At 41.1% G+C, this 26,249-nt stretch carries 23 protein-coding genes, 1 other RNA gene and 1 CRISPR repeat array; of the genes, 5 read left to right on the top strand and 19 right to left on the bottom strand.

The annotated features are described in order from the left end of the window. Positions 1-186 precede the first annotated feature (186 nt). From GD002_RS14010 to nadC, 5 genes are all read right to left on the bottom strand, one after another. A complete protein-coding gene (locus tag GD002_RS14010) occupies positions 187-1,263 on the bottom strand; it encodes a branched-chain amino acid aminotransferase (protein ID WP_153732989.1) in 1,077 nt (358 codons plus the stop codon). A 19-nt stretch (positions 1,264-1,282) separates the two neighbouring features. Next, a complete protein-coding gene (locus GD002_RS14005; RefSeq protein ID WP_153732988.1) occupies positions 1,283-2,527 on the bottom strand; it encodes a glutamate-5-semialdehyde dehydrogenase in 1,245 nt (414 codons plus the stop codon). A 13-nt stretch (positions 2,528-2,540) separates the two neighbouring features. Beyond that, positions 2,541-3,638, bottom strand: a complete 1,098-nt coding sequence (gene proB, locus GD002_RS14000; protein WP_153732987.1) for a glutamate 5-kinase — start codon at positions 3,636-3,638, stop codon at positions 2,541-2,543. A gap of 417 nt (positions 3,639-4,055) precedes the next feature. After that, complete coding sequence (gene nadA, locus GD002_RS13995; RefSeq protein WP_153732986.1) at positions 4,056-5,165, bottom strand: quinolinate synthase NadA; 1,110 nt, start codon at positions 5,163-5,165, stop codon at positions 4,056-4,058. 20 nt (positions 5,166-5,185) lie between these two features. After that, positions 5,186-6,019 carry a carboxylating nicotinate-nucleotide diphosphorylase gene (nadC, locus tag GD002_RS13990; RefSeq protein WP_153732985.1) on the bottom strand — a complete coding sequence of 278 codons (834 nt, stop codon included), beginning with the start codon at positions 6,017-6,019 and terminating at the stop codon, positions 5,186-5,188. Between the two features lie 110 nt (positions 6,020-6,129). On the opposite strand from nadC, the gene GD002_RS13985 reads away from it, so the two are divergent. Further along, positions 6,130-7,287: an IscS subfamily cysteine desulfurase gene (locus tag GD002_RS13985; protein ID WP_194841615.1), complete on the top strand. Its 1,158-nt coding sequence runs from the start codon at positions 6,130-6,132 to the stop codon at positions 7,285-7,287. Positions 7,288-7,303: 16 nt separating this feature from the next. Then, positions 7,304-7,843 (top strand): transcription repressor NadR, encoded by a 540-nt coding sequence (locus GD002_RS13980; protein WP_153732983.1) that lies wholly within the window; start codon positions 7,304-7,306, stop codon positions 7,841-7,843. Positions 7,844-7,855: 12 nt separating this feature from the next. Here GD002_RS13980 and GD002_RS13975 read toward each other — a convergent pair whose 3' ends face one another. Next, entirely contained in the window at positions 7,856-8,548 is a 693-nt protein-coding gene (locus GD002_RS13975; protein WP_153732982.1) for an LrgB family protein, read from the bottom strand. Beyond that, the gene (locus tag GD002_RS13970) at positions 8,545-8,922 is read right to left on the bottom strand and encodes a CidA/LrgA family holin-like protein (protein WP_153732981.1); all 378 of its coding nucleotides are present in this window, start codon (positions 8,920-8,922) and stop codon (positions 8,545-8,547) included. Before GD002_RS13970 ends, GD002_RS13975 begins: the two co-directional genes overlap by 4 nt. Positions 8,923-9,208: 286 nt before the next feature. Here GD002_RS13970 and GD002_RS13965 point away from each other — a divergent pair, with 286 nt between their 5' ends. Then, positions 9,209-9,421, top strand: coding sequence for a cold-shock protein (locus GD002_RS13965; protein ID WP_153732980.1), 213 nt, complete (start codon positions 9,209-9,211; stop codon positions 9,419-9,421). Positions 9,422-9,531: 110 nt separating this feature from the next. Here the strand turns inward: GD002_RS13965 and GD002_RS13960 are convergent, their stop codons facing one another. Beyond that, positions 9,532-9,729, bottom strand: a complete 198-nt coding sequence (locus tag GD002_RS13960; RefSeq protein ID WP_153732979.1) for a zinc-finger domain-containing protein — start codon at positions 9,727-9,729, stop codon at positions 9,532-9,534. Positions 9,730-9,837: 108 nt separating this feature from the next. Between GD002_RS13960 and GD002_RS13955 the strand changes: the two genes are divergently transcribed. Further along, a complete protein-coding gene (locus GD002_RS13955; protein WP_153733022.1) occupies positions 9,838-10,239 on the top strand; it encodes a ribonuclease HI family protein in 402 nt (133 codons plus the stop codon). 542 nt (positions 10,240-10,781) lie between these two features. Here GD002_RS13955 and GD002_RS13950 read toward each other — a convergent pair. Genes GD002_RS13950 through GD002_RS13940 form a run of 3 tightly spaced genes read right to left on the bottom strand, consistent with a single transcriptional unit; the run spans position 10,782 to position 15,811 of the window. Then, positions 10,782-11,381 (bottom strand): metallophosphoesterase family protein, encoded by a 600-nt coding sequence (locus tag GD002_RS13950; protein ID WP_194841614.1) that lies wholly within the window; start codon positions 11,379-11,381, stop codon positions 10,782-10,784. A gap of 18 nt (positions 11,382-11,399) precedes the next feature. Further along, on the bottom strand, positions 11,400-12,221 hold the full coding sequence (locus GD002_RS13945) for a sulfurtransferase (RefSeq protein WP_153732977.1): 822 nt from the start codon (positions 12,219-12,221) through the stop codon (positions 11,400-11,402). Beyond that, a complete protein-coding gene (locus tag GD002_RS13940) occupies positions 12,218-15,811 on the bottom strand; it encodes a dynamin family protein (protein ID WP_153732976.1) in 3,594 nt (1,197 codons plus the stop codon). The genes GD002_RS13945 and GD002_RS13940 overlap by 4 nt, the downstream gene beginning before the upstream one ends. 159 nt (positions 15,812-15,970) lie before the next feature. Here GD002_RS13940 and GD002_RS13935 point away from each other — a divergent pair, with 159 nt between their 5' ends. Continuing rightward, positions 15,971-16,429, top strand: coding sequence for a chemotaxis protein CheX (locus GD002_RS13935; protein WP_153732975.1), 459 nt, complete (start codon positions 15,971-15,973; stop codon positions 16,427-16,429). Between the two features lie 80 nt (positions 16,430-16,509). Here the strand turns inward: GD002_RS13935 and GD002_RS13930 are convergent, their stop codons facing one another. The 8 genes from GD002_RS13930 to cas2 all read right to left on the bottom strand — a co-directional run bounded on the left by GD002_RS13930 (position 16,510) and on the right by cas2 (position 26,244). Further along, positions 16,510-18,411, bottom strand: a complete 1,902-nt coding sequence (locus tag GD002_RS13930; RefSeq protein WP_153732974.1) for an ATP-dependent DNA helicase — start codon at positions 18,409-18,411, stop codon at positions 16,510-16,512. 63 nt (positions 18,412-18,474) lie between these two features. Further along, the gene (locus GD002_RS13925) at positions 18,475-19,602 is read right to left on the bottom strand and encodes a THUMP domain-containing class I SAM-dependent RNA methyltransferase (RefSeq protein ID WP_153732973.1); all 1,128 of its coding nucleotides are present in this window, start codon (positions 19,600-19,602) and stop codon (positions 18,475-18,477) included. 20 nt (positions 19,603-19,622) lie between these two features. Further along, the gene (locus GD002_RS13920; protein ID WP_194841613.1) at positions 19,623-21,284 is read right to left on the bottom strand and encodes a putative bifunctional diguanylate cyclase/phosphodiesterase; all 1,662 of its coding nucleotides are present in this window, start codon (positions 21,282-21,284) and stop codon (positions 19,623-19,625) included. A gap of 131 nt (positions 21,285-21,415) precedes the next feature. Further along, positions 21,416-21,791: RNase P RNA component class B (rnpB, locus tag GD002_RS13915), an RNA gene on the bottom strand. An 88-nt stretch (positions 21,792-21,879) separates the two neighbouring features. Further along, on the bottom strand, positions 21,880-22,173 hold the full coding sequence (gpsB, locus tag GD002_RS13910; RefSeq protein ID WP_153732971.1) for a cell division regulator GpsB: 294 nt from the start codon (positions 22,171-22,173) through the stop codon (positions 21,880-21,882). Positions 22,174-22,253: 80 nt separating this feature from the next. Continuing rightward, a complete protein-coding gene (locus tag GD002_RS13905) occupies positions 22,254-23,525 on the bottom strand; it encodes a ribonuclease H-like domain-containing protein (RefSeq protein WP_153732970.1) in 1,272 nt (423 codons plus the stop codon). Then, positions 23,515-23,733 (bottom strand): hypothetical protein, encoded by a 219-nt coding sequence (locus GD002_RS13900; protein ID WP_153732969.1) that lies wholly within the window; start codon positions 23,731-23,733, stop codon positions 23,515-23,517. The genes GD002_RS13905 and GD002_RS13900 overlap by 11 nt, the downstream gene beginning before the upstream one ends. A 412-nt stretch (positions 23,734-24,145) precedes the next feature. Next, positions 24,146-25,795: direct repeats of the CRISPR family, unit length 33 nt; unit sequence ATTTCAATCCACGCCCCCAACAAAGGGAGCGAC. 158 nt (positions 25,796-25,953) lie between these two features. Next, positions 25,954-26,244 carry a CRISPR-associated endonuclease Cas2 gene (gene cas2, locus GD002_RS13895; protein ID WP_153732968.1) on the bottom strand — a complete coding sequence of 97 codons (291 nt, stop codon included), beginning with the start codon at positions 26,242-26,244 and terminating at the stop codon, positions 25,954-25,956. Positions 26,245-26,249: the final 5 nt, after the last annotated feature.

Genomic DNA, 26,249 nt, shown 5'->3' with positions numbered 1-26,249 from the left:
CTCACCTGTCGGGCTGATCCTCCCAGAGTCGTTTTACCGCGGGCTCACACGAAGTGAGTCATGCAACCATTGCCGCAGGACGCGGCGTACTTAGGTTGCCTTGCACTCCAATCAACTGAGCAGATAGAACATGGATTTCTGATGATGTAAAAAGTTTAATTCAACTTATACAGGACAAACTTTGGATTAATCTACTTTGATTACCCAATTAAATGGGTCCTGTACTTTACCGGTCTGAATGCCAGTGATCGTATCATATAACTTCAACGACAATTCACCAATTTGATTGTTATTAATTTCACATTTTTGTCCGTTCCATGATAATTCACCCATTGGGGAAATCACAGCAGCCGTACCTGTGCCAAACGCTTCTTCAAGAGTTCCCTGTGCATTTGCATCCATGATTTCTTGAATGGACACTTTACGTTCAATGACTGGAATACCCCATGAACGAAGCAACTCAATAACTGATTTCCGCGTAATCCCTTCTAGAATACTACCATTCAAGCTTGGAGTGATAACTTCCCCATTAATCTTGAAGAACACATTCATCGCGCCAACTTCTTCGATGTATTGATGCTCTTTTGCATCCAACCATAGTACTTGGGAATACCCGCTAGCCTCTGCCACCTCTTGAGCTTTCATGGCACCTGCGTAATTTCCTGCTGTTTTGGCGCTACCTGTTCCACCTACCGCTGCACGCACAAACTCCGATTCGACTGCAATTTTGACCGGATTCATCCCCTCTTTATAATAAGCTCCTACTGGTGAAAGAATAATCATCAGGCGATATGTTTTGGACGGAGCCACACCTAAATAGGGTTGAGTAGCAAAAATGAATGGACGAATATATAAGGATGTGCCTTCTCTATCGGGAATCCACTCTTTATCTATCGATATCAATTCCTTTAATGCTTCCAAAACAAAATCTTCGTCAAAACGCGGCATACACAATCTTTCGTTAGAACGGTTTAAACGTTTCATATTTTCATCAGGGCGGAACAACACGATTTCCTTTTCAGCGGTTACATAGGCTTTCATTCCTTCAAATACCGTTTGCCCATAGTGCAATACAATTGCCGCAGGATCCAATAGGAAAGGCTCGTACGGCACGATACGCGCATCATGCCATCCTGAACCTTCCGTATAATCCATCACAAACATATGGTCCGTGAAGACTGTTCCGAACGCTAATTGGTCCGATGCCGGCTTTTCTTTCGGTTGCGTAGTCAATTTAATTGTGATATCGTTCTTTGCTGTCATCGTAACACCCTCCTGAATATTATCTAATTTGGCCAGTACCTGTAATGACAAATTTTGATGAAGTTAAAGCTTCTAAGCCCATCGGTCCTCTTGCATGGAGTTTCTGTGTGCTAATTCCAATTTCTGCACCATAACCAAATTCAAAACCATCTGTAAAACGTGTAGATGCATTCAAGTAGACAGCCGCTGCGTCCACACTATTTAAAAACTGTTCTGCGTGCTCATCATTTTGCGTGAGGATACCTTCGGAGTGCTTTGTACTATATTCTTGAATATGTTCGAGAGCTTGTTGCATATTTTCAACTGTTTTTATTCGTAACGTCAAGTCGAGAAATTCGCTAGACCAATCATCTCGTTCTACTTCAGCAATCGATGAATCCAGCTGACGAACAGTTTCATCTCCCAACAACTGAACATTCTTTTCACGTAAACTTTCAATCAGCTTTTCTCCATATTGTTGTAGCCAGTTTTTGTCAACGATCACAGTCTCAATTGCATTACAAACAGATGGACGATGCGTTTTGGCGTTAATGACGACATTGATTGCCATTTGAGGATCAGCTGATTCGTCAATGAATACGTGACAATTTCCAGCTCCTGTTTCAATGACAGGAACCGTCGACTCACGAATAACCGTCTGAATCAATTTAGCGCCACCACGTGGGATTAACACATCCAAATACTCATTCAGTGTAAACAATTCTTTAGCTGTCTCACGACTAGTATCTTCAATTAATTGAACAGCATCAACAGGTAAAGAACTCTTTTCCAAACCACGTTGAATCACACGCCACAACGCTAAATTGGAATATTTCGCAGAAGAACTGCCACGTAAAACCACAGCATTTCCTGTCTTTAGCGCTAATGATGCTGCATCGATTGTGACATTCGGACGCGCTTCATAAATCATGGCGATCACACCAATTGGCACTCGTTTTCTTACAATATGTAAGCCGTTCTCCTTCTCTATTTCTTCAAGTGTCTCACCGATTGGATCTTTCAAATCAATCAGTAAACGAACTCCCTCTGCCATCGCTTCAATTCGGTCGTTTGTTAGCAGTATACGATCAAGAACTGCTGCTTCTATACCATTATTGCGACCTTCCACAATATCTTTTTTATTTTCTGCCAGAAGATGCTCTTGCTCTTCCAGCAGCTGATCAGCAACTAATTGTAGCGCTTCGTTTTTTTCATCTGTCGTTGCCATGTTTAATAGATAACTCGCTTCTTTTGCCGCTTTCCCTTTACGTCTAATTTCACTCATTGTATTCGCCCCTTTATTTTATTTGTACCCAATGATCTCGATGAATTACCTCCATCATTGGGGTAAACACTTCTTGACTCTTCCCTCTTTCAGCAATGGTTTCCTTTAACTGCTCCGATGAATAGGTCACTTCCCCTTTGCCGATTAAACCTTCTAAACCGTACACCTCTACAACTTCTCCTACTTCAAAGCTACCGTTAACCTTAAATACTCCTGCTGGTAATAAACTACGTCCGTCGTGTAAAATCGCTGCTTCAGCTCCTTTATCAACGTATAAACGTCCGGTCGATTCTGAATGTAACGCAATCCATTGACGCTTGGTATTAATCCCACCGCCGACCGGGCTAGAAATGTACGTACCGTCACCATTACCTTGCAAAATATCTAATAACTTAGAAGAACCCGTACCTGTACCGATAAAAACAGGAACAGCTAACGTGTGAGCCGTTTTTGCAGCTAATAACTTAGACCGCATACCGCCCGTACCCACTTTCGAACCAAGATCATCAGTACCTCCAAGGAGTTCATCTGTGATGTCATCTAACTCCGTCAAACGAACAGCGTCAGGATCTTTTCTAGGGTTACTCGTGTAAATCCCATTGACGTCTGTCAAGATAATTAATTGATCCGCATGTAAAAACCCACTGACTAACGCAGATAGCATATCATTATCGCCAAAAGTCAATTCATCAATGGCGACGGTATCGTTCTCATTGATGATCGGCATGATTCCTCGTTCCAACAGCTCCGACATAGCCGCAAAGGCATTTCGATAACGCTCTCGGTTCGCAAAGTCTTGCCTCGTCAGAAGAATTTGCGCTGGTATGACACCATGCTCACTGAAACGCTCAATATACGACTGGATTAATAAACTTTGCCCTACCGCTGCAGCAGCTTGTCTTCCTTTTATGGTAACAGGTCGAGAAGGGTAACCCAGTCGAGCAAATCCTGCCGCCACAGCTCCAGACGAGACGACAATGACTTCATGACCGGCATTTTTCAATGCAGCCAATGCATCTACATGATCATTAAATTTCAGTTGGTCAATTTCTCCACTATCATTCGTTAAAGAGCTACTACCAATTTTCACAACAATTCGCTGTCTCTTCATGTTCATTCTCCTGCCATTTCTTCATTTACTAAATACTATAAAAATTTGGTTGACTTTTAATTTTAAGGACCAGTCTCATGGGTCGTTACGATTTTGATATAAAAAAGCCCAATCATCCCGAAATTATCAGGACGAAAGGGCTTAGCTTCCGCGGTACCACCAGTATTGGATTCAGTAATTGAATCCCGCTCTCCTCGTAACGCCGAGGTCCGCGCCTATGTTTTGATAGGACTCCAAAGGCAGGTTCAACAACTGCTATGTGACGGAAACTTTCAGCCGCTGGATTCCGCTCTCTTTCACACGCTGTTTGTCTACTAATCCTTCATCAACGTTCAACATTCATTTTCACCAATCATACAATACTAGGCGATTTTGTCAAGCGTTAGTTCCTATTTTCATCTGTAACTTCTTACTAGTTTAAGGACGTTGAAGCATCCGATCAAGTGCCTTAGTCGCTTCTAATGAGGTACAGTCATCTACTGAAATGATATTGTGTTCGATTCCTTCTGTAATATTCTCTAAACACCAAAGCAAGTGTGGTAAGTCAATTCTGTTCATTGTCAAGCAAGGACACATGAGTGGATTCAATGAAATAATATCTTGTTCTGGATGCACATCCATCAGTCGATTTACTAGATTCATTTCTGTACCGATTGCCCATTTTGTACCGGGTGGCGCAGCGGTTATTTGTTCAATAATATATTTTGTCGACCCATTATCATCTGACTGCATAACCACTTCATGAGTACATTCAGGATGGACAATAACTTGCCGATCAGGCTCATTATCACGAATGTACCGAATGTTTTCCACTGTGAAATTTTCATGGACCGAACAATGCCCTTTCCAAAGAATCACTTCACAATCGTCATCCCTCCCCTCAAATTCCAATACATCCGTAAGAGGATTCCATACTGCCATATGTGTTAGTGGTATGCCAAGATCATAGGAGGTGTTGCGTCCCAAATGCTGATCCGGCAAAAAAAGGATTCTCTTTTTCTGAGTCAATGCCCACTTTACAATAACCTTCGCATTCGAAGAAGTTACTGTTGCTCCTCCATTACGTCCGACAAACGCCTTAATCGCGGCAGTAGAATTCACATAGGTGAGCGGTAATATCGTATCACCAAAGCGTTCTTGTAAATGGTTCCAAGCTCGTTCTGTTTGATATATATCCGCCATATCTGCCATAGAACAACCCGCACGCATATCAGGTAAATATACTTTTTGATGAGGCTTGGTCAGAATATCAGCTGTTTCCGCCATAAAATGTACACCACAAAAGACAATATGTTCGGCTAGTTCATTTGCAGCGCATAATTGTGCCAATTGCAATGAATCCCCTGTCTCATCTGCAAATTGAATGACTTCGTTCTTTTGGTAGTGGTGGCCAGGAATAAATAGTTTTGTACCTAGCGACTGTTTAATTGCCCAAATTTTCTCTACCATTTCTTCATTGGTATACTTTTTATATCGTTCAGGCAACATAGTCGCCACCTGCCCATTTACCAGATCTACTATTGACACGATTTACCATCCTCCTGTTTTCAAATGTGGATATTCGCACTAATATCGATTGCTTTTACTGAATGAGTTAGTGCACCTACCGATATGTAATTAATCCCCGTCCGTCCATACGAAACAATATTATCTTCTGTAATCATCCCGGAAGCTTCTGTCACAATATGCTGTGGAACAAGTGATAGCCAATCTTTTATTTGATGAGGCTGGCAATTATCGAACATGATAATATCCGCTTCAGCTTGCACAGCTTCTTTCAATTGGTCAATTGTTTCGATCTCGACTTCTATTTTTACAGTATGTCCTATACGACTTCGCAACTGACTAACTGCTTCAGTGATTGATCCGACATATGCCAAATGGTTATCTTTTAGCATCACTGCATCATATAACCCAAAACGGTGATTAAAACCTCCTCCCATCCGGACAGCATATTTATCTAACATTCGCAGTCCTGGTGCTGTTTTCCGAGTATCACAAACCCTAGCTCCTGTCCCTTCTAGTAACGTAACAAGTTGTGCCGTTTTCGTAGCAATCGCACTCATTCTCTGAATACAATTCAAAATAACACGCTCACCCGACAATAACTTCCCTACAGGACCTTTTATAGATGCCAGGACCTGCTGACTCTCCATCCGCTCCCCATCCTTACTAAATAAGGTCACTTGAATTGACTGGTCAATTAATCGGAATCCTTGAAGTATAATATCTGATCCACAAAAAACACCTGGTTCTTTTGCTATAATCTCCATTATTCCAACCATTGTATCCGGAAATAGCGTATTGGCTGTTACATCGCCCTCTCCTATATCTTCAATAAAAAACTGCTCAAGCATCGATACTAGTTTTATACTATTCATCTGCAATCCCCCTACTTATCTTCAACAGACAGATGTCTTTACATCTATCTTTACACAATTACAGATCTATGACAAGATAGATAGACAATTAATTGTAGGAGGTCATCCTTTTGTATTATTTCGATTACGCAGCGACCACTCCACTTCATCCTGAGGCTGCAAAGGTCTATGTATCGATTGCTCAACAACAGTTTGGTAACACGACGAGTTTACATGACGTAGGAGGTATCGCTCACACGGTCTTGAGACATTGTCGTGAACAGCTAGCTACTCTTTTAGATGTACAATCAGAAGGCATATATTTTACCTCTGGCGGAACAGAAAGTAATTCACTGGCCTTGATTTCTCTCGCATATGCTGCCCGTCAAAAAGGGAATCATATAATATTAAGTGCAGCGGAGCACCCTTCTCTTCATTCAGCAGCTGCATACCTTACACAACAAGGTTTTACTATCACCACCATTTCTTTTACAGCAAATGGCTTTATTGACCTCGAGGAACTCACACTTGCGCTCACAGAGCAAACAATCGTTGTATCGATTCAGCATTGCAATCCAGAGATTGGGACGATTCAACCAATCCGCTTAGTCCATGATATTGTGAAAGCAAAAGGTATTCTTTTACATAGTGACTGTGTACAATCTTTCGGCAAATTGAACATACGGGAAATTACACCTTTTGTTGACAGCCTGTCTGTCTCAAGTCATAAAATATATGGACCAAAAGGAGTTGGAGCTCTATACATTGATCCACGTTTGCGAACGGTTCCGTTATTCCCAGGAGCCGTCCAAGAAAAAGGCTTTAGAGGTGGTACAGTAAACGTACCCGGTATCGCAGCGTTTCTGACAGCTGCCGAACTCACAGAAAAAACCGCAGATCTCGAATACTTTCGTGGTCTTCGAAAGACATTTTTTGATTCATTGAATCCAAATAAAATGTTATTCACTTTTTTTGGTACGGATCAAGAGACGGAGCAATTACCACACATTATCGGGTTACGGGTAAATCGTTCGGAAGGTCAGCTGATTATGTTAGAATTGAATAGACGAGGATTTGCTGTGTCTACAGGAAGCGCTTGTCAAGTCGGCCAGCAACAAACTTCGACCACGATGGGCGCCATGAAGATACCAGATCACGAGTCAAAAGGGTTAGTCCGTATTTCGTTCGGCCAATCATCCAATCCACACACAGTCCTTGGTTTAGCAAATACCTTAGTCGAAATTTCGAAGGAACAAAATGGCAGTAAACTAGCTCCATCCATCTTATAAGTAGCAGGTGATTGATTTGCAGAATAAAGAGAAAGTATTAGGAGAAGAGCGACGAAATCTGATTCTTCGTACGCTACAAGACGCTGGACGTCCCATTACCGGACGTGAACTAGGAGAACTTACGAATGTCAGTCGACAAGTCATCGTGAGTGATGTCACCTTACTAAAGGCGAAAAGAGAGCCGATCATCGCGACAAACCAAGGCTATCTTTATACAGTACTCCCTCCAACAGCAGAGAAAATAGAAAAAATAATTGTCTGTCGCCACGAGCCTGAGCAAACTGAAGAGGAACTGAATATTCTTGTGGATCATGGAGTGACAGTAAAAGATGTCAGAGTGGAACATCTCGTGTATGGAGATGTGTGTGCTTCCATCATGGTATCCAATCGTCAGGAAGTGAAAGCTTTCATTGAACAAATTCAACAAGCGAAGGCTCCTTACTTGCTAAATTTAGATGAAAGCGGAATTCACATGCATACCCTTTCTGCTCCACGTGAAGATCAGCTAGAACAAGCGGAACAGGCATTAAAAAAAGCGGGTTTCCTAGTTGAATAGGAAATCCGCTTATTAAGGAAATAGCCATATACCGAATAAAGGTCCTATGAGAGCACCGATAATAGCGGATAATGTCATAGCTACTGAGCTCATAGATGCTGTCTGTTCACCATATTCAAGTGCTTTAGAAGTGCCAATCGCATGAGCCCCAACGCCTAATCCAATACCTTGTCCTAGTGGTGTATCGATTTTCAGCCATTTATTTAGCGGAGGCCCAATTAGAATGCCAGCCAAACCAGCAATGATGACAAAAACAGTGGCTAATGATGGAATCCCACCAAGTTCGTCTGCAATTTGCATCGCAATAGGTGAAGTGATGGATTTCGGCAAGATACTTGCGAGAAGTTCATTGGAGAAGCCTACCAGTCTGGCTGCTACAACACCCGTAACCATACCCACAATACCACCCACTACTACGCCGCTTATAATTGGAAATAAATGCCTCTTAATTATATCCCTTTGTTTATATAACGGAATGCAAAGTGAAACGATCGCTGGACCAAGTAGCGCGTCGATCCATTTTCCGCCAACCATATATGTATCGTATGGAACGTTAAAAGTAGTTAGAATAACTATGACCATAATTGTAGTTGTTAAAATGGGAACGAGAAATGGGGAACGGAGCCTTACATAGACTGCGTTCATAATGAAATACATCATGACGGTTAAACCAATCATGAGCATAGCCAATACCCATTCGTTCATGAAATTTCCACCTCATTATCCAGCTTGCGTTTTGCCATCCATTGGCTTACTAAGCTTGCTACTGCCATCGTGATAAACGTACTTCCTATCGTGATGATGATTAACCAAATCCCTTTTCCTTTAAAGACATATCCATAGTTCATGACACCTACTGTTGCCGGGATCAAATAGAGTGGGAGCGTTGACAAAAATACATAAGCTCCATTCTCTACCCAACGGAGTGGAACGATTTTGAAAGATAGCAGTCCCCATAAAATGAGCAGTCCTATGATGCTTCCGGGTAAGGGAATGGAAAGCCAGTCACGCAAGAATTGTCCAAGCATGAAAAACAAATAAAGAAATGCAACTTGAACGAGTATTTTGACTATTTTCAATAGACTACTCTCCTTTCTTAAAATGATAGACACGGTGTATTATTAAACAGATTAAAATAAACTAAATACTATTTCATTATAGAGTTGAAACGAATAAAAACCAACACTTAGTTGCAATACTATTTAGAAAACACCATCACTCGTCAGAATATTTTTTCATATCATTGACGCAGTGAGGGAGTTCATGTATAGTGTAGGGAGCTATATAGGTATATTTGGATGGCTTTTTCATTTTCTCTACTTTTATAGCCGCTACGAATTTCTGAATTGCCGAGGAGGAATTTACATGTACCAAGGTAAGGTTAAGTGGTTCAGCAGTGACAAAGGTTATGGATTTATCGAAGCAGATGATGGTGAAGACGTTTTTGTCCATTTCACAGGAATTGCAACAGATGGATTTAAGACACTTGCTGAAGGTCAAACTGTCTCTTTCGAAGTAATCGAAGGAAATCGTGGTCCTCAGGCGGCAAATGTATCAACACTTGAAGAAGAAGTTTAACGAAGACTCGGCAACCAAAGGACCCCGCTCTATTCGAAGTGGGTTTTTCAGTTGAATAAAGATAAATAAAGCATCCACGCTTATGTGAGCGGGATGCTTTTTATTTATCGTCACTTGGAAGAAGTACCGAGTTTATTAATTTCTGTCCCTAAAAATTTTAGTTGTTCACCGATTGTACATTCAGATATACAGAATTGGTGAGCTCCTGTTTTTCCTCGTTCTTTTATAAGTTGTTTTTTGACGTAGCATCCTTCACAATATAGATCGAGCAATTGATTGATATCTTTCATAACCATTACCTTTTCCATAAGAAAATGAACTCCCACCTTTCTTCCTTCTATTTTAGAGAGGGCTGTAAGATGTTGCAACCTTTAAATGATTCCCTAATTTTTCATGAGTGAGGAGTGTTGAGTAAATTGCTGGAAGTATATATCGATGGTGCAAGTGCCGGTAATCCTGGCTTAAGTGGAATTGGCATATATATCAAAGGTGAAGGGCACGATGTAAAAATTAGTGAACCGATCAAACCCACGAACAATCATAGCGCAGAATTTCAAGCGCTTATAAGAGGTCTAGAAGAGGCAGTTAAACTGACTACTGGTATGGTGTCTGTTCGTTCAGATTCTAAAATTGTTGTCCAATCCGTTGATAAACAATTCGTCAAAAGTGAACAATACGCTCCTTATTTACTACAAATCTTACAGTTAATTGAGCACTTTGAATTCTTTTTCATTAAATGGATTCCTGATAGCAACAACCGTACAGCGGATTCTTTAGCCAGGAATGCGATCCTCCAACAAAAAAAAGCTAAGGGATAAACCCTTAGCTTCAGAGTGGAGACAAAAGATATAGAAAGTGGTCATGCTACCGTCGATCTGCGTTCCAGACGGACGCTTTCTTACCTGTAGTCAAGTGTTTTATTAAAAAAGATGAGAAATAGGATGAGATTTCTAAATAGGAGATGACAAAACCTAGTATCTGCTTCGGGATTTACGCTCCAGACGGCACGCTTTCCGGGGGGCGTGGCTTGAGCCTCCTCGTCCGCTTCGCTTCCTGCGGGGTCTCAAGACGCACGCTGATCCCCAAGGAATCGATTTTGCCGCGGGCTCACACGAAGTGAGTCATGCAACCGTTGCCGCAGGACGCGGCGGACTTAGGTTGCCTTCCACTACGATCAACTAGCGTATTTCATTGATTTTTTAGTAGTTATTGCCTCTTCTTCTGAATGATTAAAAGCATTAGTTAAGTTCATATTATTGAATAAACAGTAAAGTGCTAAGACATTTGTAAAATTACAGGTTGTGAGCAAACTTTTTAGTTATTGGAGTTTGTCTACAAGATGAAGCTAAGGGATAGACCCTTAGCTTTTTTGCGCTTTCATAAATTTCACCGTATTTTCTACTGTATCATATAAAACCCATTCTCTTGACTCGACAACAGCCCCTACATTTACCACGCTTCTTTTACCAGAAAGCATTACTTCTCCATTAACCGGAATTCGAATGTTATTTCCATCCACCGTAAAGCTAGATTGGTGAGTATGTCCATGAAACACGAGCACTTCTTCAGGCATATTTTCATCCAACCAAGAATCCCTCTCTTCTGGGTTCCATTGGTGGCCATGAATTACTAGCGCTCTTCCTGCATTCAACGTTTCAGGTAAGTTACTAAGAACGTTACGTAGAGGTTCTTCTTGTTCAGTAATCAATAAAATACGCTCTTCCTGATTGCCATAGACAGACAGGAATGACAGTAATTCATCAAAGCTATCGGGATGTTGGATTACTTCATTCACAGACGAATAGATCTGCCCATGAAGCTTTTTTTTGCTTACTGTACATTCATACAAGTCCCCTGTGCCAATTAGTTCTGCATGTGGCGATTCATTTGAAATATGGTTTAAAACTGCTTGCAAGTCATCGATGGATGAATGAATATCACCAAGCAACGCATATTGCAATTTGGTCAACTCCTACTTTTACTTTGTTTCGATCGGTGCATCGTCCTGTGAAATCCAGTCGCTGAAACTCCCCATATACAATCTCACGTTTTGATAACCCAATTCTGAAAGAGCGGCGAACAAAGGAGAAGCTGTCACACCGCTTCCGCAATAGACGATAACTTCGTCATTAGGAGAAGCTATTTGTTTTAACTGCTCTTCTGCACGTTTGACCTGATAACTTCCAGCTTCTTTTAACTCTTCCCAATTAAAATTGCGTGCTGTCGGAATATGCCCAGCTTTTTTATCTATTGGCTCTTTTTCCCCACGATATCGTTCTGGAGCACGGGCATCAAGTAGCACCGCATCAAGTTCTCCGGCTACCACTTGTTCCACGTCTCTTCTACTTGCGTAGAGATGATCTTGCCAATTTGGTTGTACTAGAGTCTGTGCGGGCGATACAAATTGTTCTTGCTCGATAGCACAACCACTTACCTTGAGTTCTTCATAGCCTTCTAGCAAGATTCGAGCATTTGTAAATCCTCCATATTGCAAAACCCACCAAGCGCGCGCAGCAAATGGACTACCACCGTCATCATAAATTAAAATAGTATCTTCTAGTTGCAAACCACTTGAACGATATAGCTCCGTCAAGTTTTCTTTAGATGGTAAAGGATGCCGCCCACCAGCCAGAGACAAATCTGAAAGATCTTCTGCTAAATCCCAATAAACAGCGTTTTGAATGTGCTCTTTATTATACTCTTTCAATCCAAAGTCTACATCTTGAAGTGAAAACCGTGCGTCGATCCACTTTGCATGTTCTGTAATTACGTCTTTGATGGATACGAATGCCTGATTCATTGAGCCATCTCCTCTTTACGGATTTTCTCATAAATACTTTGCCATTGTTCTAGCTGTTCAGTCCCTTCAAGTAACGTGCGCTCAGATTCAATTTGCACAAGACTTTCTTGCAATAAGTGAAGACGTAATGCTTCCGCTTCATTTTCGATCCAAAGATCTGCCCATTTCTCCATACGTTCCTTCTGTTCACCCAAATAAGTAGCAGCATCTTTTTTCAATACTTCCTCTAACCGTCCTTTAAGGATATCCCGATCTCCACGCTCAAAGAACGACTTTTGATTCTTAAAAGATTTATTGACCGCACTATAGAGGTCTGGATTCTCAAAAGGCGCCTCAAATGACAACATATCTTGGTCGTTCGGTTCATATGGCGATGGCACGACAGATTGATCCATATCTGCCAATGCACGGACTTCCATTCGTTGACGTTCGAGCAATTGTTTTTTCATGTACTGGAGAATTCTCAAGTTCGTTACTTTTAATTCCTGAGTTAAATCGAATCCCACCATATCAACTGTTTCTGCCAACGCGATTTTCAAGGCGCGATCTGAAGAGTTCTTCGCGAACGTGGAAGGACTGTATCCTTCCTTGAAGAAGTCACCAAAACGCAAGAACACACGCTGTAAAATATAGTAAACGAGTTCACTTAGTTCGTCATGTGTCGCTTTTACTAATACTTCACTCGCACTCTTCGCAAAGCGCTCTTGAATGGCCTGCTCAGCTGCTACCAACTCTTCTAGCCTTTCCGCCTTCCGTGAACGGTTCTGTATCGTCCGGTCGATCAGCGAAGCTAAACGATCGATCGTTTTCGTCGTTTCCTCTTCCAAAGCTTGTACAACTTGAGCGCGTAAATCATGCTCCAAGAATGCGTAGAACTTTTCTTCAAAGTGTTCCATCAAAGGATTTGGTTGTTCGTTCAATTTACCTTCTAACGCTTGCAGACTGGAAATTCCATGAACACGCGGGTTACGAATACCAAATTTTTGGAGTTCATTGGCCACGAATCCCTTTACTTCTTCCGCTTCATCTTCATTGGAAGCGAGGTCAATTGCATTGACGATAAAGAACATCTTATCCAGTTCAAATGCATCTTTCACACGGCCAAGCTGAATGAGGAACTCACGATCTGCACGTGCGAACGCATGATTATAATAAGTAACGAATAAAATCGCATCGGCATTGCGGATATATTCAAACGCCACATCCGTATGACGCGCATTGATCGAGTCGGCTCCTGGCGTATCAACAAGCGTAATACCATGACGCGTTAACGGACAATCATAGAAGAAATCAATGGACTCTACAAAACAGCTACGTTCTTCTTGTGCAACGAATTTCGTGAATTCTTCCCGTTCTACAGTCAACGTAGTACCAAGGGATGATGTATAGACAGGATAGCCTTTCTGAAACGCATGGATGAAGGACTTGTGGATATGTAAGTTTTCATTTTCCAATGGCTGTTTCAACGCCTCTTCTGTCTTCGCAAATGCATCCTCCAATGTAGCAATATGGATTCCCAATGCTTCAAAAGATAGCGCAACATCTTCTGTCATCCGTTCAACCGTCTTCAAATGAATATCAGCCGTACAGTCTTGATGCTCCTCACTCACAGGGCGAATTCGATTGATCGCTGCTGTCGTAGGATTCGGTGAGACAGGTAACACTTTTTCACCGATCAACGCATTAGAAAATGATGATTTCCCGGCACTGAACGCACCGAATAAAGCAACAGTAAATTCCTGTCCTTTCAATCGAGCAGCTTTCGTCTGCAAATACGTGGCGGTCTCCGTAAAACCTGGAATGGTCTCTACGGACTGTGCAATATGTTGAGCGTGTGTGATCGCTTTTTGAGAGTCGACCAATTTACGATCCACTTCCTCTTCGTGCATCACTTCGTTTGATGCGATCGCTTCCTCTTCTGTATTCACCACATAATCAATCGTCTCAATCTTTTTCGGTTGTTGCCACTCTGACAGCAACTTGTCTCTGCCTATCCGCGTAGGAGCAGAAGGAGTTTCAATTTCTTTACGTACCCATTCCATACGATCTTGCCACTTTTTCACTTGTTGAATCGCATCTACTTTTTCCTGTAGGGACTCAATTACGATGGCAAGTGGAGCTGACTGTTCGCCTCCAGCTGATTTTGCAATAACAGACATTTCTTCCTTCCACTCGTCTGTCTTACGTTTATACACCAGATGGATTGCTCGTCGCATTTGTTCTGCATAATTTAGGATCGTTTCACCCGTAATAACTTCTGCCATATGAAGTTGCTCATCAACCGCATCAAATGGCAGAGATAGATCCATCGAGTCAATCGCAAGTGAACGTTCGTCCGTTAAAATTCCTGCTTGCTTCAACGAATTTTTCATCAATGTCTTCATATAGATTTCAATTTGCGTGTGTGCTAGACCCGAAATGTTCTCATCAAGTCGTTTACGGCGATTCTCACGCTCTTCAGCTGTTTTCTTCGCACCAAATAAAAGTCCTACCTTAAATTTTGGAGATTTGGACTCCAAATAATCTTTCAACAACTCTCTTGTTTCAAATGGTGTAAGTGAAGCATTAGATAACAATTCATTACGCTCTTTTTCAAAGTTCACGTAGAATTCATCACCTGATAAAAGCTCCATCCTTTTTTTCGCTTCTTTTAAATCTGCATGAAGTTCCTCGTACTGATCCCACTCATTGTCACTGACGATTTCACTATGATTCGCTTTCACATCATCTACTTGCTGCTGGAGAAAATTCATATGTTCATCGTTCAATTTAAGGAGGGATTGATCGATATTTTGTTCAAAATTCTCTTCTCGGTGTTCAATCGAACCGTCCACGATGGCTTTCACTTTTTGAAAGTCATTATGTGGATGATCGAGCTCTTTTAACGATGTATAGAAAATCCCTTTTGGTTCAACACCCCACAGCTTGAATGAATCTTCTACTGATCTCTTAAATGCTTCAAATGATAACTCGCTCTCCCGATGTTTGTCGATCTGGTTGATGATTAAATAGACGTTACCGTTATATCGCATTAATTCCTTTGTAAAACGAAAATTCATTTCAGACTGCACATGGTTGTAATCCATTGTGTAGAAAACTAAGTCTGCTAAATGTAAAGAAGACTCTGTAGATAGTCGATGAGCATCATCTGTAGAATCCACACCTGGCGTGTCCATCACAGTAATGCCTTCAGGTAAATTGGATTCAGTATGACCAATTTCCACTAGAGAAACGGCAGCACCATCTTTACTGAATGCCTTCACCGCTTCAGAAAAACCATGACCGCTAAATTTAACAGCACTTCCATCCACGCGGTGAATAATAGCAAAGTCTTCATTCGCCTTACGGACCTTCACAATATTCGCACTTGTAGGGATAGGGCTAGATGGCAATAAATCTTCACCAGTCAGCGCATTAATCGTCGATGATTTACCTGCCGAAAAATGACCTGCGAATGCAATCGTATATTCTTTCTCAATTATTTTATTTGCCAATAAAGCGGTTTTCTCCATCCGCTCATCATCTTCATTCGTTAGAAAAATTTGTCCATATGTAGCAGTTTGCTGTAAAAATAGATTGTTTGTAGACATGATCGTCGTCCTTTCACTTATAACTCACCTTATCATACCATTAATATTGAAAAAAATAGATCCTAACTTTTAATTGCTCTCCAAATTTTAAGTAGTCTTTTAGTTACCTTTAGTGATATGATTGAACTATTAATTAACTTTGAAAGGGTGTATCTTTAGATGAGTACAGCCACTAATGTGCAAAAAGTATTAAACGCCACCATCTCCTCCTTAACTACTGTTATTCCTGTAAAATTCCAAGTCCTTTCTCCCTCTCTAATTAAGCAACCATACGAACAACGTGAAATCAGTGTGTTAATCGGGCTAATCGGCAAAATGAAAGGACGTTTAATCGTTGAACCTACTCATGACATCATTGGTAAAATAGGCATGGCGATGTTCGGTATGAATATTGAAGGGGAAATGGCAGAATCTTTTACCGGTGAGCTTGGTAATATGATTGCGGGAAACCTTTGTACCATTTTAGAAAAAGACGAGATGACGCTTGATATTTCCCCGCCAACCGTTTTAACTGGACACACAAAGTTTTATGGTTTTAAACAAGCTTTTAAAATTCCCGTTCAATTTGAAGATGGCGAGATATTAAACATTTTACTCACAATTGATGAAGAAAATTGAAGATCCATTTAGAATCATAAGCAAGCTAATTGAACGGAAAAATGCCCAGAAGCCGAAAACTCAACTTCTGGGCGTTTGAATTATGAAAATGGAACGGGTAGCACTCGTTCAATTACAGGCAGTAACTCTTCGCTCGATGGCTGAACGAACAAATGAATGGAACCCGAGTCCTCACTCGTTCTTATTAACCGGCCGATCCCTTGACGCAGGCGCAGCAACATGAAAGGTAAATCGACCTCTTCAAACGGCTGTGTAGCATATTGCCTTCTCGCTTCAAAGAGCGGATCCTTTGGAGGAAACGGCAAATCGAAAATAATGACCCGTGTTAAGGATTCATTTGGCAAATCAAGACCTTCCCATAAGTGATATGAGAAGAAAATTTGGACTTTACGTTGCTGAAAATCTTTCACTAAAGAGGATAACGCACGCTCTCCTTCATAAGTAATCATCATCCTAAGCTCAAGCGGCATTTTTTCCAGAGTGTCCATCATCGTTTGTTTGGAGTTGAATAATACAAGTGTCTGTTCTTTCACTGTAAGAAGTGATGCTAGACGTTCGACGTGGTCTTCCCCCGTACCTTGTTCTAAATGAATCTTCATTACGTTTTCATAGTCAAATGGAGACTCAATTGAAAACGATTGATATTCTTCAATCCCTAAACTTTTCGCTAAGTACTCAAACGATTTTTCTACAGACAACGTCGCAGAGGAGAAAATAATCGGCATAGAGCCAGTAAATAACTTTTCGTTCAAAATGGACGTTACAAGTCTCGGCATTATGAGCAATGTGCTCTCATTGCGCCTGTTCTCTAGCCAGTCGACCGCATCATTCTCAGCCGCAAACAATTCCATCGAGTAAATATATTGCTCCAAATACTCTTCAACTATTTTCAAATCGTATTCAGGAATGACGTACAACTCACCTTCAAAGACAAATTCTTCAAGAAGCTGATTGGATAAAGAGACGGCCTGTTTAGCCAACCTCATCATGTCTTCGTTCTTTTCAATCGTCAAACGTTCATTATCGTTCTGAGTAGCGTGATTCCTCAATTGTTGGAAGAACAGCTCATGGACATCCAGCAGTTGTTCCATCAACAGCAAGGACTTTTCCCTAATTCCATCTACCATAATACGTTCGAGCAATTGCACAATCGTTTGTTGCTGCACTTCATACGTCAATGCTCGTTGGGCTGAATATTCTAATAGATGTCCTTCATCGAAAACAACCATCGACACTTCTGGAAGCAACGGTAATTGCCCCTGGCGAACTCTTGATTCTTTTGTCCAGAGATGTTCCATATAAAAGTCATGTGAGCAAATGATCAAGTCAACCGCTTCTCGGTAGTGATTGCGATGTATCGTTTGTCCACAGCGATTTCGTATATCACACGCTGCACACTGCTGAATAGGATGAAAGTTGATCATGTCCCACTCTTCATCTTTCAAATAAGGATAATCGGAACGCACACCGTATGGGAAAACAGACTGTAACGAACGGTCTGCATAAACGAAATCAGGCAACTCATCTTCCACTTGATCCACAAATTCTTCATCCGTCCGATTACTCGTTTCCTCTAAACGCTTGAGACATATATATTGATTGCGCGCCTTTGCCAATCTTGCATCAATCGACAAATCCAAAGCTTGACTTAACTTTTGAATATCGCCTTCTTCTTTGATCAATTGGTCGATCAGCGTCTCATCTGAACAAGAAATCACAGCGGGCTTCCCTGTGTAGCGTGCATAGGCAATCGCTGGCAATAAATAAGCAATCGTCTTACCTGTTCCTACTCCTGCCTCTGCTAATAAAACTTTCTTCTCTTTTAACGCTTGTTCAATTTGAAATGCCATATATATTTGCTCATCTCGGCATTCGAATCCTTTTTCCGTCAAATCATCATATAACGTATCACCTAACCAATCGTTCAGTGATTCATAAAATGTTTGGTTTTTCACCAATTGAAATGGAATTTTAGTATTCATACTGACTCCTTCCTGAATGCAAGCGAAAGGAAGAGGAGTGGTTCCTCTTCCCATCAATGGTTTTTATACACGCTGTCCCCAATACTGATAGTAATCAGTACGGATAAACCCGTTAAATAGTTTACGTTTTTTCGTAGCTCTTTGGCCATACATCTCTTCATAATTTTCCAATGAAGATAAAATATAAACAGACCACGAAGGATAGTTCTTCATAATCGTCCCGAGAATCTCCGCTATATCCTCAGCTTCTTCTGTCTCTCCTAGTCGCTCACCATATGGCGGATTGGCAATTAGAACGCCATTATTGCCCTCGATAGTTAAGTCACGAATATCTTGCTGTTGCCAGGAGATTAAGTCTGCAAATCCTGCTTCTACCGCATTTTTTTCAGCAATGGAGATCATTTTACCGTCTACATCGTAGCCACGGATATCCAGTTCTTGATCATATTTTGCTACGTCTTCCACTTCTTCTCTTACTCGATCCCATACTTGCGCTTTCATCCAAGGCCATTCTTCACTTAAAAATGAACGATTATAGCCTGGTGCAAGATTTTGTCCAATCATCGCTGCTTCAATAGGAATCGTACCAGACCCACAAAACGGATCAATAAATGGACGATTAGGACTCCATTTTGATAATTTCACAAGTGCTGCCGCCATCGTTTCTTTAAGGGGTGCATCACCTTGCCCTAATCGATAGCCACGTTTATGCAATCCAGTACCACTGGAATCGAGCGTGATCGTTACTTGATCTTTTAAGATCGATACTTCTAATTTAAAGAGAGGTCCTGACTCATCCAAGAAACCAATTCTTTTATAAGCAATCTTCAATCGTTCCACAATAGCTTTTTTCACAATAGCCTGGCAATCTGGCACACTGAACAGCTTCGATTTGACGGATTTACCTGAAACCGGAAAAGCTGCGTCTACAGGAAGAAATTGTTCCCACGGTATCGCTTTTGTTCGTTCAAACAATTCGTCAAATGTGTAGGCTTTAAATTCCCCTGCAACGATGCGAACCCGATCCCCTACTCTCAGCCACATATTGGCTCTAGCTATCGTTTCTTCATCTCCATGAAAAAAAACTTTTCCATTCTCTGTTTGGCACTCATAGCCAAGATCTTTTACCTCAGACGCCACAATCGACTCAAGTCCCATTGCAGCAGTAGCAATTAACTTATATTCGCTCACGTTCACAACTCCATTCTCTGTTACTGAAACAGTTGAAGAAATTCATCAAAATTCAGCGGTTTACTAATATATTTCCCTTGTGCATCACGACAACCTAGTGTGCGTAACTGCTCAAAATGTCTTTCATTATCAATTCCATCAACTGACACTTCGATCTCCAAAATCTCCGCCATCCCAATAATCGCTTTTACAATGGTCCACTGGTCTTCCTCGCTCGATAATCTATTGATAAGATTTTGATCTAGCTTCAAATGAGTAATGGAGGGATCCGATAACAACGGAATAGATGAAAAGCCATTACCAAAATGGTCAATCGTCAGATGAAATCCTAACTGTTTCAACTTCCTTAATCTACTGATCGATTGATCTATATCTACCATAATAACCTGTTCTTCTAATTCTAATTCAAAATTATGAGGTTTCATATGAAACCGTTCAAGAATTTCACAGAGATTTTGTATAAACAATGGATGCTTGAAGTAACTACTAGAAATATCGACCGCTATAACTATGCGAGACCGTATCTTTTCCGGCGTTCGACATAAATCTTCACAAATTCTTTCAATTATCAAATCAGTAATAGGTATGTCAAGACCCATTTCTTCTAACTTATAATGATAACCCCTTAACGTCTCTGATGTTTGATTACATTCTCGACACTGAAATAAAACTTCTGCACCACAGAGCAGACCCGTTTCTAAGTGAAGTTTCGGCTCATACAATAAATCGAATTTCTTACTCTGAATAACGTCCGTCAATTCTTTTTCAAATTGTTGAAGGTCTAAAATACGTTGCTCTAAGTCCTGCTTAAAGACCGTATGACGATTACGCCCTTTACGCTTAGATTCATACATCGCTAGATCAGACTTATTTATAAGACTCTCTCTGTCGGTTCCATTTTCCGGATACATACTGATGCCAATACTTGTCGACATCATGATTTCATAAGAAGCAAAATGATGAGGTAATTCAATCTGTTCGAAAATCCGATCAGCTAAAAGTACCGCTTCACCTTCATGCTTAATGTTAGTTTGTACAATGACGAATTCATCGCCACCTAAACGAGCAAACAAATCATTTTTCCTTAATATTTTTTTCAACCTTCGAGTAAACTCTTTCAGTAATTCATCACCAACAAAATGCCCCATCATATCATTAACCTGTTTAAACCGATCCAAATCTAAAAATAACACCGCATGCATTTTATTTCTTTCTGGATCTTCTGAGAACAAACTATCCATTCGACTATTTAAATAACTTCGATTTCCAATTTCCGTTAACGAATCGGTAAAGGCTTCATTTTTCTCTATTGGCCGATCTGATACGAGAGGATTCTGCAGCAAACCATAATAATACGCACGATGATTCACAGTGTCCTGATAATAGAACAATCTGAGATATTTATTATTCCCTTCTATTCCAAGGGATATATTACCTTTCCAATAACCTATCACTTCAGCTTCTTTCCATATATAGTCTAGTTCTGTCGCCCGAAAAAAATTGACGACAGGAAGATCTAGGTTATCGTTTTGCGTTAAACGAAAGAATGAAGTATTCGCAAAAAGCAAGTGTTTATGATCATCTGCAATAAAAGCACCTTGCTGCATTTCTTTAAGAAGCGTATGATATACTGCTGGCGGGAAGGCGGTATTCAACCGAAAAAAATCAGACTCATTTATCATTTCCTTCCCCCTCCTGCATATGTATAGTTTATTTTTCATTATCATATTTGAGCGCTTTACTAGCCTTCTGTACAAAAGAAAAACTCTCCCAAAACTGTAGGAGAGCTAATTGTAAGGTAAACCATAGAATATTCTGTAAGCCATGTTTTGTTCTTCGGTACTCAAACGGTTTGCACCTCGTACTAGAAGTGGTAATCATCTATCTACAGACAATTGCCTGTCCCTTCCTCCATTGAATTCTTTCGGAAGAGCGCCCCTACCATAATTTGGGTTTCTCACTCGTGGGGTTTACCCGTTCCATCTGACATGTTTCCATGCCAGCTACGTCACTGTGGCACTTTCAGAGAATCTCATCCATATCCGAAGACGTAGGATTTATTCCCGCCATCAATGCAAAAGCATTGCCCCGGCTTATTTTTTCACCGAGCACGAACACTACGGTCATCTCAGATCCGTGTGAGCATGGACTTTCCTCTACAATCGAAATTGCAGCGATTACCTGAATACTCTCTATGGTGTTCTTTAGTATACATCAAATCAGTCATGCTATCAATGAATTCATCTACAATCCATTATTTTCATATTAGATGTTTAATTAATCTTCAGAGAGTTTGCTTCCAAAAACTTGTCTTTCCAAGTTAGAGATCCTTTGAAGGATATCAAAATTGGTTGGTTGAGGAGTCGGAACGGTCGATCTCTGTGGTGTTGAATTTGCTGCTAATTTCAACCGCTCATTTTCTTCTTGAAGCCTCGCTATTTCTTTTTTGAATGTCTCATAATCTTGTATCACTTCATCCAAGAACAAGTCAACATCTTCTTGTTTATAACCACGCATACCAGTTTTAAATTCTTTCTCCAAAATCGCTTTTGAATCTAACTTTAATTCCATGACAAAACGTCCCTCCGTCTATGATTCCGTACGGTCATTATAGCATACCATGTCAGTCTTTGTCTTAATAAAGAAGGTTGTCAAGCTTTATTTGTCGGTTTCTGCGCTTGCCCGGGAAATAGTTTTTCCGTAACACGTATTTCCCGTTTTGAAAAATGAAGAAGCTTGCTATCAACAAACCGTTGTGAGAGGCTTTGTTGCTGTCCTAGTAATGCTTTACCCGTGTGAATTCGATCATATGCCAGTTGGAAATCTTTAAGCTGATGTTCATATAATTTCGCTAATTCCTCATGGGCAATAATTTGTTCTCTGCCTTCACCGTATGTCGCAACGATTTCAAATGATTGAACAGCTCGTTCAAACTCCTTATGCCGTTTCAGTAGATAGCCTAAATGATAGTGTGTGAGTGGATAACTCGTTCCGTATGTTTCTGCAATTCGTTCCAACTCCGCAAAGCTTTTTTCCGATAAGCCAAGATCCTGAAACCACTTCGCTATGTTCGTTGAGATTTGCGCATTTTCCTGAAGTTCTTCTCGCATCACTAGATCTGATGACAAACTGAAGAGCGTAACGAGAGATAGAATATCCCATTCATTATGCCACAACACTTTCATCAATATTTCCGCTCGACCATTTTTCACCGCATCTTGATAGATGATCGGTGCCATATGTCCGGGGATATCATCTTTGCGATGAAAGCCAAGCTGCTTACGCTCCACTTCAGTAAGTTTAAAAGATTCCATTTCACCTTTCCAAATTCGGCGGGACCCATGCAGTAAATCAATTTGTTTTGGAATCGGCAAAGGTGGCAGCTGTTTCCTGTGTAACGACCATCTAGTTTGCAGTTGCGGGAAATCAAAGCTTTTGCCGTTATAAGTCACTAACGTTAACCCTTCTCGCCAAAGTTCCGAGGCAAAGAGAAACGCTGCTTCATGATCGGGATTCGGCAATACATATTGCGTCATCACAAATTCATCCGATTTCAGCTCCAGCAGACCAATCAAAAAAATCACTGCGCCGGCTCCTTTTAGACCCGTCGTTTCGGTATCGAAAAACAGCAACTGATCCGATGTGGGTGCAAGGGGATGAATGTAACCAGTCTCCGCCCAATTTGCTAACTTCTCCCGTACCTCTCCTAACTGGAGATTGCCATGCATATGGGAAAGCGGATAATGAATCATACGTTTATAAACGATTCCGAATTCATTTTCAATCTTTTCAAGTCCTGTCGTCAGCCATCTTTTTTCGTACGTTGGAGCTGGCGGCTTATGAAATGTTTGAATGGGCTCAGGTACGACCGTTGTTTTTTTGACGAGAGACTTCATCGCCATCAATTTTTTCTCATACGACACGACGATTCACTTCTCCTACCCGTTCCAGTGGATCGTTTGTATGAAGCTCAACTTTTGCATCTGCATTTATTGCTCGAAGACACTCTGTATATCTTTTTATACAAATGCATTCAATCATATGATTCGCTATATGTTCATATTCCAGTTGCCACAGAAACCAGAACTTTTTATCAAGAATGAAGTATGGTTTACACGCTTGTACAAACATCGTAATGCCACCTCTTAACATAACTATATATTGTATAACGAATTATACTATATTTGATGGATTGAATAGTAGTATCCGTCTTTTCACGTTAATGTAAGCACATTATTTCTTAGGAAATAAAAGAGGGCAACCCAATGGAAATGCTCTATATATTTGCTATCAATATTTTATCAACATAAATGATTAATTTAAGGAATGGGATAGCTACCTTATCTAGCAATCTATTAGGAAGTAATCACTTTTTCGTATTTTACAGCTATTCACATAAGTGAATCCGTAAGTTGTGAAGAGATATATAAGAAGGAGTGTGAGGGGTAGTAATCGATGATTTCCTAGTAAGTTTAAAATAATCTCTGTTCCCAATTAAGAGGGCGATATAATTCATACGGAGCACCGATTCGTTTTTTTATAGCTATCAATCTACGCCCCCAACAAAGGGAGCGACCAGGAAGTAAATGTGGATGTGAAGATCCGTATTATTTCAATCCACGCCCCCAACAAAGGGAGCGACGGCTGTCACTATTTTTCAACTTATGTAGGTACTGCAATTTCAATCCACGCCCCCAACAAAGGGAGCGACACTATCAAAATACAGCAATCGTTGCCGGACAAGGTATTTCAATCCACGCCCCCAACAAAGGGAGCGACCCGGACAGGGAGAAGGGGCTGACAGACGTATAATCATTTCAATCCACGCCCCCAACAAAGGGAGCGACTTATCACATAAAGAGCGTTGCACCACTTTATCTCGATTTCAATCCACGCCCCCAACAAAGGGAGCGACGGTTCTTGATGGTGCAGACGTATCTACTGTCGGATTTCAATCCACGCCCCCAACAAAGGGAGCGACATCGTTTATAACCTCCTAATATAGTAGTAATCGATTTCAATCCACGCCCCCAACAAAGGGAGCGACAGCATAAAACCGTAATCTGGGGCGTCCGTTTTGATATTTCAATCCACGCCCCCAACAAAGGGAGCGACGTTGATGGGAGTTTGCCAGTATTACGCAAGCGTGATTTCAATCCACGCCCCCAACAAAGGGAGCGACAATTTAGCGAAGTGTTTCACCATATTTCTGCATTTATTTCAATCCACGCCCCCAACAAAGGGAGCGACACATATCCATGACCGCAAACTTGATGCCTTGGAAATTTCAATCCACGCCCCCAACAAAGGGAGCGACTTTCATCTTCTGTCAGGTCAAAAGCGTCATCAAAATTTCAATCCACGCCCCCAACAAAGGGAGCGACCGAATGGCTACGAGATTATCAAAAAATAGAAGATATTTCAATCCACGCCCCCAACAAAGGGAGCGACAAACAGACGCATGATTATTTAAGGCGCAATAAGATATTTCAATCCACGCCCCCAACAAAGGGAGCGACCGAATTGCTGCTTCCAACCCCTGAACAACAAACGATTTCAATCCACGCCCCCAACAAAGGGAGCGACCGAATATATTGGAATTAGAACACTTGCAGATGATATTTCAATCCACGCCCCCAACAAAGGGAGCGACGATTTTTATTTTTGCGGGATGATCTTTCAATCGGTTATTTCAATCCACGCCCCCAACAAAGGGAGCGACTATGTACTTGTTGAAACGCCAGCTTTCTTGGATATTTCAATCCACGCCCCCAACAAAGGGAGCGACACAAAAATGCATTGCCGATTATCGCATGACATGATTTCAATCCACGCCCCCAACAAAGGGAGCGACATGGACAATAAAAGCGCTGCCGAATGGTTGCAAATATTTCAATCCACGCCCCCAACAAAGGGAGCGACGGATAATTCTTGTTGGTCGTATGGTACGCGATCCTATTTCAATCCACGCCCCCAACAAAGGGAGCGACGCGGAGGTGGTGTGATTATGGCACCTATTATCGATTTCAATCCACGCCCCCAACAAAGGGAGCGACCATCGTGCTTACGCAATCAAGAGGGCAAGCAGGATGAATTTCAATCCACGCCCCCAACAAAGGGAGCGACGAAAGAAGCAATTGGAACACGTGGCGCCAGTGAAATTTCAATCCACGCCCCCAACAAAGGGAGCGACCGCAAGATATAGACGCATTAATACAGCACACTACTATATCTAGTTTTATCTGCATATAATTTTAAATTTCAAATCATATGATTACATTATGAGGTAAATAATCATTGGAATTATGCGCGAACCTCCTAGGGTTTTCATGTTCACTTAAGGTTCGCACATTAGAAAATGAGGGGATCTTCTACTTTAATTGCTGGTTTTGCCCCAACATGCCTAACTTTAGTATTATGGTTATTGCCTAAACGATAATATCGCAGACTATCGACTTTCGGATCAATAATTTCTTCAAGCTGAATTTCCAATTGTCGTAATTGAGTACTGTCTACGATACACTCAAAAACCGAATTTTGCACACGGACACCATACTCTTCACATTTTTTCGCAATTTTTCGCAAACGTTTTTTACCGCTGCTTGTATACGTCTGGACATCATAGGTTACGAGTACGAGCATCTACA

It is taken from the genome of Sporosarcina obsidiansis, from assembly GCF_009651005.1.
In the GTDB taxonomy this organism is placed as follows: Bacteria; Bacillota; Bacilli; order Bacillales_A; family Planococcaceae; genus Sporosarcina; species Sporosarcina obsidiansis.
Note: the sequence above shows the minus strand (reverse complement) of the source record. Positions and strands in the feature narration are given on the sequence as shown.

What these genes read in the sequence shown, in the direction of transcription:
- GD002_RS14010 (WP_153732989.1), bottom strand. Translation starts at nt 1,263, where the DNA reads ATGACAGCAAAGAACGATATCACAATTAAATTGACTACGCAACCGAAA.
- GD002_RS14005 (WP_153732988.1), bottom strand. Translation starts at nt 2,527, where the DNA reads ATGAGTGAAATTAGACGTAAAGGGAAAGCGGCAAAAGAAGCGAGTTAT.
- proB (WP_153732987.1), bottom strand. Translation starts at nt 3,638, where the DNA reads ATGAAGAGACAGCGAATTGTTGTGAAAATTGGTAGTAGCTCTTTAACG.
- nadC (WP_153732985.1), bottom strand. Translation starts at nt 6,019, where the DNA reads ATGAATAGTATAAAACTAGTATCGATGCTTGAGCAGTTTTTTATTGAA.
- GD002_RS13975 (WP_153732982.1), bottom strand. Translation starts at nt 8,548, where the DNA reads ATGAACGAATGGGTATTGGCTATGCTCATGATTGGTTTAACCGTCATG.
- GD002_RS13965 (WP_153732980.1), top strand. Translation starts at nt 9,209, where the DNA reads ATGTACCAAGGTAAGGTTAAGTGGTTCAGCAGTGACAAAGGTTATGGA.
- GD002_RS13960 (WP_153732979.1), bottom strand. Translation starts at nt 9,729, where the DNA reads ATGGAAAAGGTAATGGTTATGAAAGATATCAATCAATTGCTCGATCTA.
- GD002_RS13945 (WP_153732977.1), bottom strand. Translation starts at nt 12,221, where the DNA reads ATGAATCAGGCATTCGTATCCATCAAAGACGTAATTACAGAACATGCA.
- GD002_RS13940 (WP_153732976.1), bottom strand. Translation starts at nt 15,811, where the DNA reads ATGTCTACAAACAATCTATTTTTACAGCAAACTGCTACATATGGACAA.
- GD002_RS13935 (WP_153732975.1), top strand. Translation starts at nt 15,971, where the DNA reads ATGAGTACAGCCACTAATGTGCAAAAAGTATTAAACGCCACCATCTCC.
- GD002_RS13930 (WP_153732974.1), bottom strand. Translation starts at nt 18,411, where the DNA reads ATGAATACTAAAATTCCATTTCAATTGGTGAAAAACCAAACATTTTAT.
- GD002_RS13920 (WP_194841613.1), bottom strand. Translation starts at nt 21,284, where the DNA reads ATGATAAATGAGTCTGATTTTTTTCGGTTGAATACCGCCTTCCCGCCA.
- gpsB (WP_153732971.1), bottom strand. Translation starts at nt 22,173, where the DNA reads ATGGAATTAAAGTTAGATTCAAAAGCGATTTTGGAGAAAGAATTTAAA.
- GD002_RS13900 (WP_153732969.1), bottom strand. Translation starts at nt 23,733, where the DNA reads ATGTTTGTACAAGCGTGTAAACCATACTTCATTCTTGATAAAAAGTTC.
- cas2 (WP_153732968.1), bottom strand. Translation starts at nt 26,244, where the DNA reads ATGCTCGTACTCGTAACCTATGATGTCCAGACGTATACAAGCAGCGGT.